This window comes from Crocosphaera chwakensis CCY0110 (assembly GCF_000169335.1).
GTDB classification, from domain to species: domain Bacteria; phylum Cyanobacteriota; class Cyanobacteriia; order Cyanobacteriales; family Microcystaceae; genus Crocosphaera; species Crocosphaera chwakensis.
The window spans coordinates 1-10,054 of sequence record NZ_AAXW01000106.1 but is presented as its reverse complement, the minus strand read 5'-3'; the positions used below and the strand labels follow the sequence as shown (position 1 = coordinate 10,054).

Below are 10,054 nucleotides of genomic sequence, written 5' to 3'. Positions count from 1 at the left end.
TATATTTCCTCCATCTAAAAGTTTTAAATGATTACTATTTAAAATAATTTGTCCTGCCTGTCCATCACCGTAAGCTGCTGAATTAATAATACTAGGAAAAAAAAGTGGAGTCACTCCATTGACTTCGATTGAATCTTGAACATCGATAAACACCTGACCTCCATTACCTTGTTCAAAAGTAGCGGTTCCGACATTCCCTCCGTCAATAATTTTTAAATTGTTACTGATAATAAAAAGATTTCCAGCATCTCCTGTACTACCTGTAAAGCTGCCTAACGAACTTGGGAAATTAGAAAAACCAGGAAGAAAAGTAGAAAGAATTACTCCAGGAGCCGAACCTGATACATTAACTTCTTGAGTAGCAAATATATTAACATCACCTCCATCACCTGTGCTAAGAACAGCGGAGGTAATTCCTCCTCCTCCTTCTACAAATAACTTTTGAGTCTCTATATTGATATCATCACCTTGTCCTTCTGAAAGGGTTAGTGAACTTATTATTCCTTCACTGTTAACAAATAATCGTGGGGTATTGATATTAATCTTCCCACTACTACCTGTCCCAATTGTTTGAGTAGTGATAAAACTAGATTGATTGAGTTCCTCACTTTTACCACTAACCGTTAAAGAATCAGTCGTTTCAACAGTGAGCGAGTGGCCAAAGTCAGAGCCTACATTAAAAATCATTGCAATTGAGCCATCAGTAATACTTAAATTTTTAGCATAAAAATTTAAAGAACCCGGCGATAAACCAATTGTATTTATAAATGAGCGATTTTTAAGATCAATGTTGTTAAAATGCGAAACTTTGTCATAGTTTAAAGCCAACTTGTTATCTATAAAACTGAAAGACACAAAACCAGATTGGACAGCACCCACATTAATATTTCCATTGATAGCTGATAAAATTCCACCATCAAAAATGACATCACCTCCTAAAATTGATAAATTTTTATTGAAAACTTGTAATCCAGATATAGGAAAATTAAAAGCGGGAAAGGCGTTAAAATTTACATTATGACCTTGATTCTTAATTTGAATTGGCTGAGGATTATCAAAAGTTAGTCCGATTGGCTGGTTAACTGTCAAAACAACCGAATTTGAGTTATTTTTTGCTCCGAATACAGTACCATCAGAAAAAACGACCTCATTAGCAGTAGTAGCTAAAAAAGAACCTCCCATGTTTAAAGCCGCATTCGGTCCAAAAATAATGCCATTAGGATTTATTAAAAACAGATTAGCGAATCCATTAACTTGAATCAAGCCATCGATATTGGATATAGAACTACCAGTTACACGAGAAAAAATATTTTCTATAGCTAAAGAATTATTAAAATGAGTAATCATTTCTTTTGAAAATGAAAAAGTTTTAAAGCTATGAAATAAATTAGTTCCAACCTGCGTCCCCCCTGTAATATTTATTACTCCTTGATCAATGGTAATAGTTGAATTGTTTTGTAAAGTTTGATCGGGAACGATTTGAGCATTAAGGAGCTTAGAAGAACTTATTATTCCAATAACTAATAAAGCAATTAATTTACTAGGTTGCTGCTTTAGTATTTTTTTCATAATATAAAAGATGTTGTGGTTTAACGAGAGTATGGATTTTTTAACCCAAATTTTGGATTTAACTGGAAAAGGAGCGAAGGCTTATGTTTTGGCTCGTCAGATTCGAGATCGAAAAACTCGTCCGCATATTCTAACATCTCTCTACTTATCCGAAGCAAGTTCGGTTCCTTATTTGGAGGCTTTACAGAAAAGAGCCAAATTAGAAGGGAAAAAATGGTTAAGTCAGCAATTGCAAATGCACGCATCTGATGAGAAAAAACATAGTCGAATTTTTGCCTACACCCTTGAAAAATATGGCAAAAAAGTCGAGCCTTTTGATCCTAATAGTAAATCATCAGAGCAGAAAGCCAGTCCTATGTTCATTGCTTATTTTGAAGGCTATGATCGTGAACAACTTATTCCTGAAAACATTAATTGGAGTGTCTATGCAGCTAGTACATACGTTTTAGAAGCAAGTTCAGCAAAAGATTATAAATTAATGGCGAAAGCTTTGCCAGAAGACAATCTTCAAGAACGCAAATTGAAAATGGGTTTGTTGAGTATAGCGAAGGATGAAGCTAGGCACGCTAATTATTTACATGAAGTGCTAAAAAGAGAGTCCCCTAAAGTTGAAGAAATTCTTGATTTTTGGCAAGCTCGCCACGCAAAAGCTCTGTGGGCAATGGCAAATCATATTAATTTCTAATCGAATCAGTAAGTTTGAAAAAAAAATTATGAAATTAGAATATAATTAGCCCAGTTAGTAGGGTTAATATTTTTTTCAATTTGTTCTTTTTGTGCATGTTGTAATGCCTTAGCCACTGAATTATTTTCTAACCAAGATTGATAAAAGGAAAGAAAGAATTCGACGCTATTTTTGTCGTCTGCTAACCACAAAGAGCCTAAAACACTAGAAATTCCAGCACGAAGCCCAATTCCTGCAACCCCTAATGTGGCATAGCGCGAACCTGAAGCTGTCTCACAAGCACTAAGAGATAAATGTTTAATCGACGCTTTTCTTTGGTTTAACAAATTATCAAATTCAAATAAGTTTAAAACTTCCGTTCCTGTTTGAATTTTAACTTCTTCAGATAGCCCAGAAAATCGGCTATGACTGGCTAGATGCAAAATTTCATAATCTTTTTGAGCAAGATTATTTTCTAGAGCTTTAGGAGTAAAAGACTTATTAATTAATCGTGTGCCTCCAATAAGTTCTTGAATAAGTTTAGTTTCTTGTAGCACTCCTGGAAGCGCATTGGGAAAAGTTGATGTAGGTTCAGAAGAACCTAAAATTAAGGCGTTTTTAGGTTGTGTTGTAAGTAGAGAGCCTCCCAAATCTAAGGAGTAGCTAATAAGATAATTTTCTATTAAGTATTGTTGAGAATCCTTATTAAAAAGACCACTCATAGGAATATTACGAAGTAAACTATCTTGAACAAAAACTATATGTTTAATATTCCTCAATTCGAGTTCAATTTTTATTGGCTTAATTAATATTTCATATAAATTTTTACTGCCTGGACGATAGTTACCATAAAAAGCATCGGTAAGATTTTTCCGCCAATCTAAAACAGCTTTTTTTAAACAATCGCCTGTTATTCCAAGCTCAACTAATTGATAAAAACCATCAGAAAACTTCATAATTTCGTAGGAATTCTCAGGTAATAAAAGAGTATATATCAAAACATCTTCAGCCTCTTGAGTTATTGGAGAGTCAAATTCAATTTGACATATATCTCCAAAGAAATTATCTAACTCAGCTAATTGATTAAGACGAATAATCTCAATGGTTTCTGCCAAAGCTTCTTGAGAGACAACAGGTTGGCTTAATAAAAAGGATAAAAAATCTCGCAATAACGGATCAATAGTGTCAAAAAAAAGGTTTTGTCCCACTGGACTTCCAGCCAAATCAGCCAGGGTAAGCTCATCTAAAATGGTATAAAATTTACTTGACTAAGAAAGCAAAGTATAGGTGAGGAAAAAAGAGACTTAAAATCAAAAAAACAAAGTACAATTAGGACTCTTGTAATTATGGAATCAGAACATGGCCAACGGGTTTGCAGACCAAAAACAATCTAGTAAAAAAAACACAAAAAGGGAAATATAGCATCTATTGATGAAATCCAAAACAATTTATTAGGCTATGTCAAAGAAATAGAAGATCCTAGAGTACAAAGAAGCAAAAAACACCTCCTTAAAGATGTATTGGCGATCGCTATATTGGCAGTAATTGCAGGGGCCCAAGGTTGGGAAGATATGGAGAACTATGGTATCGCAAAACAGGAGTGGTTATCAGAGTTTCTAGAACTACCTCACGGAATACCGAGTGATGACACATTTAGAAGAGTTTTTGAGAGAATTGACCCAAAATCCCTGCAAAAATGCCTACAAAAATGGGTTCAATCTATAATGAATTCAATTCAAGGTGAAATTATCCCCATCGATGGCAAAACATTAAGGGGTCTTACGATCGCAATAAGGGACAGTCTGCCTTACATACGGTCACAGCGTGGGCATCCCAGCAGGGTCTGGTGTTAGGACAAGTCAAAGTAGAAGACCATTCCAACGAAATCACAGCCATCCCTGCCCTAATCGAACTATTAGACATTACAGGCTCGATCATCACCATTGATGCCATGGGAACTCAAACCAGCATTGTCGAACAAATCCGTGAGCGAAAAGCTGACTACATTCTCACCCTCAAAGCTAATCATCCCACTTTATTTTCTCAAGTCCAGCAATGGTTCACCGATACAAGGACTCAAGGTTGGGATGGCATTGATCATGACTACTACAAAACCGTAACCAAGGGTCATCACCGCACCGAGAAACGATACGTTTGGGCTATACCAGTAGCAGCTATGGGAGAGCTTTACCAGCAACAACAATGGTCTGGACTACAAACAATTGTTGTAGTCGAACGCATCCGTCACTTGTGGAACAAGACTACCCACGATATTCAGTTTTACCTGACCTCTTTACCTCCCAATGCCCAATTCCTTTGCTATGCTATTCGCACTCATTGGAGCATTGAAAACAATCTTCATTGGAAGCTCGATGTCACCTTCCGAGAAGATCAATGTCGTATTCGGTCAGAATATAGTCCACAGAACTTTGCTCTTCTAAGACGATTAGCACTTAATGTTCTCCATCAAGAAAAAACATTTAAACGTAGTCTTCGCCAGAAAATGAAGCAAGCTGCTATGAATAACAACTATATGATGACTGTTCTCAATACCTTCTATCAAGCGGATTTTAGATGAGCTTACCCTGCCAAATCAGCCCTTAAAGTTTTTACAGTGTTAACAGCATTGCGGTACGCTGCATTAGCTTGTGCTGATTGGTCTAATTTTTCGTAAACTCTAGCTGAAAGCCACTGTCCTTGGATACTTCCTAGCCAATCTTGAACTTCCTCAGAAGCCCATATAACGCGATAACTAGCTTCTAAAGCCTTCTCATATAAACCTTTTTGTTCATAGTATTCTCCTAATGCTTTCCATGTCCAAGATAAGCTAAGGGGATCTTGAGCCTCCAAAGCAACCTCAACAGCTTTTTTGATTGTGGGGGGAGAATCTGGACTAAGTTGAGCCAATTCTAATAAAAATTGAGCTTTATCACGAGAAGTTGATAAAGACTCTATTTGTTCGGTGAGAGTAGCTAAATCAACTAAATTGTCTGAAATTTTCCCTAAATTAAGCTTGGCTCTAATTTGCTCTCTGACAGAATTTGATGAGGAAAGCTGTACCGCTTCAGTGGCTAACTCTATAGCCATTGTGCGATCGCTGTCCACTATCTTCAAAAATTCGTCTCGCCGCTCAATGTCATCAGAAGCCAAGAAAGAGTAAATTTTGGCTCTACCTAAAATAGCTTGAATGTAGTTATCAAGCAATTTGAGATAATTATTAGTTTGTTCACCAAAATTTTGTTGATATAGACTACTATAAATGTCAATAGCTCGGTTAAATAATCCTTGTCGTAGAAATAAGTTGGCAGTAATCGCCTGATAATACGGATAAGCTTGTTTCGATAATTTTCCTTCAATGGATTCAAGCATAGTAGAAGCCAGATTAAAATTGCCTTGATCAATTAATTTTTGAGCTTGGTTTAAGTTAAGGAGTAGGTCATCAGTTGAGACAGCACGTAAAGGGAATGTGACCACCAATAATGCAACTAGGCAAAAAAGAACTATTGAGCGACGATAACGATAGAATAAATCAGGCATTAAAAAATTTTGATAGTAAATTTATTTATGGTTAAAAAAAGAGTATGGTTTTATCTTATAGTTTTCTCATCTATATTTCTAACGGCTTATGAGCCACCAGAGCAACAAAGGGATTCCGAGCGTACCAGTGCCAGTAGCACTAGGGGATGTATGGTTGAACAAGGAGAACTTTCTTTAATTGGCACTGACCCATTAACGACACAATTGAGCCAACCCATTTTATTATTTGAAATTAAACCAGCTTCTCCTGAAGAAACTTTTTTAATTGTAGTTAGAGACAAAGACTTAAATGTAGTCTTAGAAAGAAAGATTGTTATAAGTAAACAACAATATATTACCATTAAATTGTCGTCACAATTAGCTAAATCTGAAAACTATAAGGTAGTAGCAGGACTTCTGTGTGACAATAAAATTCGGCACGCTAAGATATTGTCAGTAGATTTAATAAAAGTTGATTATGAGACAGCGAGTGATCAACTTATTCAACTGTATCTTGAGGGAAAACGCGGAATACAATTTGATGCCAAAGAAGATCAAGAGTCGAATTAATAGGCTTTTTTGTCTAAAGTTACTGTTAACAATTGCAGTAACTATAACTACTATCGGGATTAGGCATTTAGGAGGACTACAATGGTTAGAATGGTTAGCAGTGGATTTATTGTTCAAATTACAGCCGTCTGAAGGCATGGATCGACGCATAGTGTTGGTTGGGGAAACTGAAGAAGATATCCAAGCTTTTAAATCGGCGCAAATAAGTGATCGCACAATGGCACAATTGCTAACAAGAATCGAACAACAAGAGCCAATAGCTGTAGGAGTAGATTTTTTCCGAGATCAACCAGTAGGCGAAGGAAGAGAACAACTTTTGGAACTATTTGAGACAAATCCTAATTTTTATGGTGTAGGGAAACAAACAGGAGATAGAGAAAATCCACTTTTCGCACCAGTAGCTCCTCCTCCAATTAATCAATCGCAAATAACAGAAGTAGCAGTACAACCCGATAGTGATGGGGTGCTAAGAAGAATGTTTCTGTTCCCTCAAACTAAACCTCCTGCTTTACCAAATTTAGGATTGGTTTTAGCCTACGAATATTTAGCCAAGCAAGGAATTTACCCAGAACCAGCAGAGCAAGGCTGGCTACAGCTAAATCAAGCAACTTTTTGGCCATTCCGTAATTCATCAGGGCCGTACACTCAAATTGATGACGGTAGCTATCAAATTTTTCTGAATTGGCGGAATGTGGAATTTGAGTTCGTATCAATATCTGATGTGTTGAGTGGACATATCAAACCTTCTATTTTCAAAGATAAATTAGTAATTATTGGCTCTTATGCTTCGAGCAAAAAAGACTATTTTTTTACCCCTTTTAGTCGCACCTTGTCTTCTTCTCCTGAACTGATGTTTGGGATGGAGGTTCAGGCACAATTAGCATCTGTTATTATTAGTAACGCTCTAGGAGAGCGACCTTTAATTAAATTCTGGGAAGAATTAGAAATTAATATTGGGTTAGTCGTTTTCGGAATTATTATCTGTTTTTGTCTAAATGAATTTTTTCTTCAATGGAAATTATTAACTGTTTTCTTGTTAACGACTTCTACAATAATAGCCATCTTAAGTTATAGTTTATTTATTCTTGGTATTTGGATACCTATAATTCCTACTTTAATTTTACTTTGGAGTTTAGGAATAATTATGGCTATTTTTGATTATGAATGGCAACAAAAGAGACAAAAGGACAAGATTTTAGCTCTTAATGAGCGATTAAAAAAGAAAATAGATGAGCGACAAATTTATAGAGATTATGCAGTTTTATTAACTCCATTTGAGGAATCTTTAACAGAAACTTTACAATATATTTCTAATTCTAAATACCTAATTTCAACTGAAGAAGAAATATTAACAGAAAAAATTAATCAATTCGTTTCTAACCCTAAGCATAAAATAAAAATTGACCAAAGTGTTTCTCAATTAACGATATATTATCAACAAATAATGGAAAAAATAGAATATATAAGTCAAAAAACGGCTATATATTTTCCGACATTAGACTCGTTAGCTTCTCTAACCTATAAAGAAAGTAACTTACCTCAAGGATTAGTTGAAATTCAATCATTGATAGATGAAATAATTAGTTCTATTAGGCGAGTAATCTATAACGAATATGGTGTTGATTTATTGGACTTGATAACATTAAAAGTTACTCCTGCATCTACTTTTATAAGAGAAACCCATAAATTATTAATTATCTTTAATCGAATTTTTGATGATATTTTTCTAAGTCATCAAATAGAAGAAAAGGAATACCCGCTAATGAAATTCTGGTTTTAAATCTAGAACCAAACTATTTAATTATATATTTAAAAATTCAATCGGTTTATGCTACTAATAATTTTACTCTTTATTTTTGCGAAGAACTTATTAATTATTATTCAGGAGAAATTCGTCTTGAGTGTTTAGAAAAAGAGACTAACTGGACAATAAAAATACCAATGTACTAAATAAGGATAAAAAGCTAAAAACTAATAGTAAAAAAAAATGATTGGAAATTTTATTATAAGTCAATTAACTACAACTTGTCGTTGTCATTTGTATCAAGTTGTACAAGAAAATTAGACTAAGAACAAGCAAAAGTAGATCAATTATCTGAAAAGCAAGATAAAGTCAAAATTTAAAGCTTATAACTAATGTAGTTCAAATTATGGTAAATTAAGGTGTAATGGTAACGAAAATAAGTTTTTTCGATAGCTAAATCGTTGTTATATTTGACCTCAAAGTGGCTAAGTTAACCCGTTTTAATTCAGACTCATCCCCCATCGCTAGAGCGATCGCCCTCTGGTTAGAGGACAAGTCATCGGCCATGACCCGTCGTGAATACGAGAAGGATTTACGCTATTTTTTTAAGGTGATGTCAGGGAAAGAAGTTGATGAAGAATTAGTCAGTGCCTTTTTAAAGGTATCTCAGTCCCAAGCCAACGCCGCTTTGATGGCCTACAAGGCAACTTTGAAAAGACGGGAGTTAGCCCCGACGACCATTAACCGTAAAATTAGTGCGGTGAAATCCTTTGTCAGTACGGCGAATCGCTTAGGATTATGTCAATATTCTTTAAAAGATGCGGTGAGTAGTGAGAAATTAAAACCGTATCGAGATACATCAGGAATTCCTTTAGCAGAGTTTAAGAAGGTCTTGGCTTTATGTGATTTGACCACGTTAAAGGGGAAAAGGGATCGGGCGTTGTTGATGTTGTTCTGGTCTAATGCCTTACGGCGTAATGAGGTCAGTTTATTGGATATCGGAGATTTTGTCCCATCAAGGCGCATACTGTGGGTTCGAGGGAAAGGCCGCAGCGAAAAAGAGTCGGTGGATTTGTCTCCTAAGACGATTAAGGCGATTTGCGATTGGTTGGCAGATAGGGGCAGTGCAGGTATTAAGTCATCGTCGCCTCTATTCATATCCTTAGATTCTCGTTCGAGGGGCAGTCGGTTGAGTGGAGATGGCCTTTACAAAATCATTCGTTGTTATTGCAAAGATGCAGGAATTGATAAGTTGATGTCTCCTCATAGGATTCGGCATTCGTCGATTACCACCGCCCTTGATAAGAGTGATGGGGATGTGAGAAAAGTTCAAAAACTATCAAGGCATAAGAATCTGAATACATTGATGATTTATGACGATAATCGAAATCATGACCAGTTAGAATTGAGTGAATTATTAGAAGAGGATTTATAATAAAAAACATAGGGTTAATTCTTGTTTTTTTCAAAAAAAAGAGAATAAAATTAATGAAATATATAACAATTAAAAGATATAAGACTTACAAATACAAAGATTTTACTATTGCCATTTGGAAAACAAATAATAAATCTTTTATTCTAGAGACTCCGTTAAATGCTTACCTAGGAGATGCTAAATATCTTAGTGAGGAAGGCAAAGACATTTCTCGTGAGTTCAAAGGTGCGTATATTTGGGATGTTGCTTATCCAGATGGTGGTTGTTTTCATGGTTTTTTAAATGATCTCCCCTGTACTTTTTGTGTAGTTGATGGGTTTAGAGCAACAGAACAAGAAGTATTATTCTTAGCTGTAGAAGCTATTGAAAATGTATTGAATAAACTTGAAATAGAAAAACTAGGTATTAACTTACCTAGCCATTTTTACGATACTTCGTCGGGGAAAGTTGTACCGATGGCTGCCTGTTTGAATCAAAGATACGATCCAGAAACCTCACAGGTTATTTTTAATTATTTGGGGAGAGAAATTTCAATTTCAGTTTAGTTAAATCTCTT

At 35.2% G+C, this 10,054-nt stretch carries 8 protein-coding genes and 1 pseudogene; 6 read left to right on the top strand and 3 right to left on the bottom strand.

Annotated features, from left to right (window positions below; translation table 11 throughout):
* A partial coding sequence (locus tag CY0110_RS26860; protein WP_008278810.1) for a filamentous hemagglutinin N-terminal domain-containing protein occupies window positions 1-1,569 on the bottom strand: 1,569 nt, incomplete at its 3' end.
* A gap of 31 nt (window positions 1,570-1,600) precedes the next feature.
* Between CY0110_RS26860 and CY0110_RS26855 the strand changes: the two genes are divergently transcribed.
* The gene (locus CY0110_RS26855; protein WP_008278809.1) at window positions 1,601-2,254 is read left to right on the top strand and encodes a hypothetical protein; all 654 of its coding nucleotides are present in this window, start codon (window positions 1,601-1,603) and stop codon (window positions 2,252-2,254) included.
* A gap of 26 nt (window positions 2,255-2,280) precedes the next feature.
* On the opposite strand, the gene CY0110_RS26850 is transcribed toward CY0110_RS26855, so the two are convergent.
* Window positions 2,281-3,441 carry a CHAT domain-containing protein gene (locus CY0110_RS26850; RefSeq protein ID WP_157464672.1) on the bottom strand — a complete coding sequence of 387 codons (1,161 nt, stop codon included), beginning with the start codon at window positions 3,439-3,441 and terminating at the stop codon, window positions 2,281-2,283.
* Between the two features lie 151 nt (window positions 3,442-3,592).
* Here CY0110_RS26850 and CY0110_RS26845 point away from each other — a divergent pair.
* A pseudogene (locus CY0110_RS26845) lies at window positions 3,593-4,811 on the top strand (ISAs1-like element ISCysp2 family transposase).
* A gap of 2 nt (window positions 4,812-4,813) precedes the next feature.
* Here the strand turns inward: CY0110_RS26845 and CY0110_RS26840 are convergent.
* Window positions 4,814-5,770: a tetratricopeptide repeat protein gene (locus CY0110_RS26840; protein WP_008278805.1), complete on the bottom strand. Its 957-nt coding sequence runs from the start codon at window positions 5,768-5,770 to the stop codon at window positions 4,814-4,816.
* 27 nt (window positions 5,771-5,797) lie between these two features.
* Here CY0110_RS26840 and CY0110_RS26835 point away from each other — a divergent pair, with 27 nt between their 5' ends.
* The 4 genes from CY0110_RS26835 (at window position 5,798) to CY0110_RS26820 (ending at window position 10,043) form a co-directional block, all read left to right on the top strand.
* Window positions 5,798-6,319 (top strand): hypothetical protein, encoded by a 522-nt coding sequence (locus tag CY0110_RS26835; protein ID WP_071943966.1) that lies wholly within the window; start codon window positions 5,798-5,800, stop codon window positions 6,317-6,319.
* Window positions 6,291-8,099: a CHASE2 domain-containing protein gene (locus CY0110_RS26830; protein ID WP_008278803.1), complete on the top strand. Its 1,809-nt coding sequence runs from the start codon at window positions 6,291-6,293 to the stop codon at window positions 8,097-8,099. The genes CY0110_RS26835 and CY0110_RS26830 overlap by 29 nt, the downstream gene beginning before the upstream one ends.
* A gap of 445 nt (window positions 8,100-8,544) precedes the next feature.
* A complete protein-coding gene (locus tag CY0110_RS26825) occupies window positions 8,545-9,498 on the top strand; it encodes a tyrosine-type recombinase/integrase (protein WP_008278802.1) in 954 nt (317 codons plus the stop codon).
* A 53-nt stretch (window positions 9,499-9,551) separates the two neighbouring features.
* The gene (locus CY0110_RS26820) at window positions 9,552-10,043 is read left to right on the top strand and encodes a hypothetical protein (protein ID WP_008278801.1); all 492 of its coding nucleotides are present in this window, start codon (window positions 9,552-9,554) and stop codon (window positions 10,041-10,043) included.
* The last annotated feature ends 11 nt before the right edge of the window (window positions 10,044-10,054 follow it).

Excerpts from the sequence above, each read along its gene's own strand:
- CY0110_RS26855 (WP_008278809.1), top strand. The coding sequence starts at position 1,601 with ATGGATTTTTTAACCCAAATTTTGGATTTAACTGGAAAAGGAGCGAAG.
- CY0110_RS26840 (WP_008278805.1), bottom strand. The coding sequence starts at position 5,770 with ATGCCTGATTTATTCTATCGTTATCGTCGCTCAATAGTTCTTTTTTGC.
- CY0110_RS26830 (WP_008278803.1), top strand. The coding sequence starts at position 6,291 with ATGCCAAAGAAGATCAAGAGTCGAATTAATAGGCTTTTTTGTCTAAAG.
- CY0110_RS26820 (WP_008278801.1), top strand. The coding sequence starts at position 9,552 with ATGAAATATATAACAATTAAAAGATATAAGACTTACAAATACAAAGAT.
- CY0110_RS26835 (WP_071943966.1), top strand. The coding sequence starts at position 5,798 with ATGGTTAAAAAAAGAGTATGGTTTTATCTTATAGTTTTCTCATCTATA.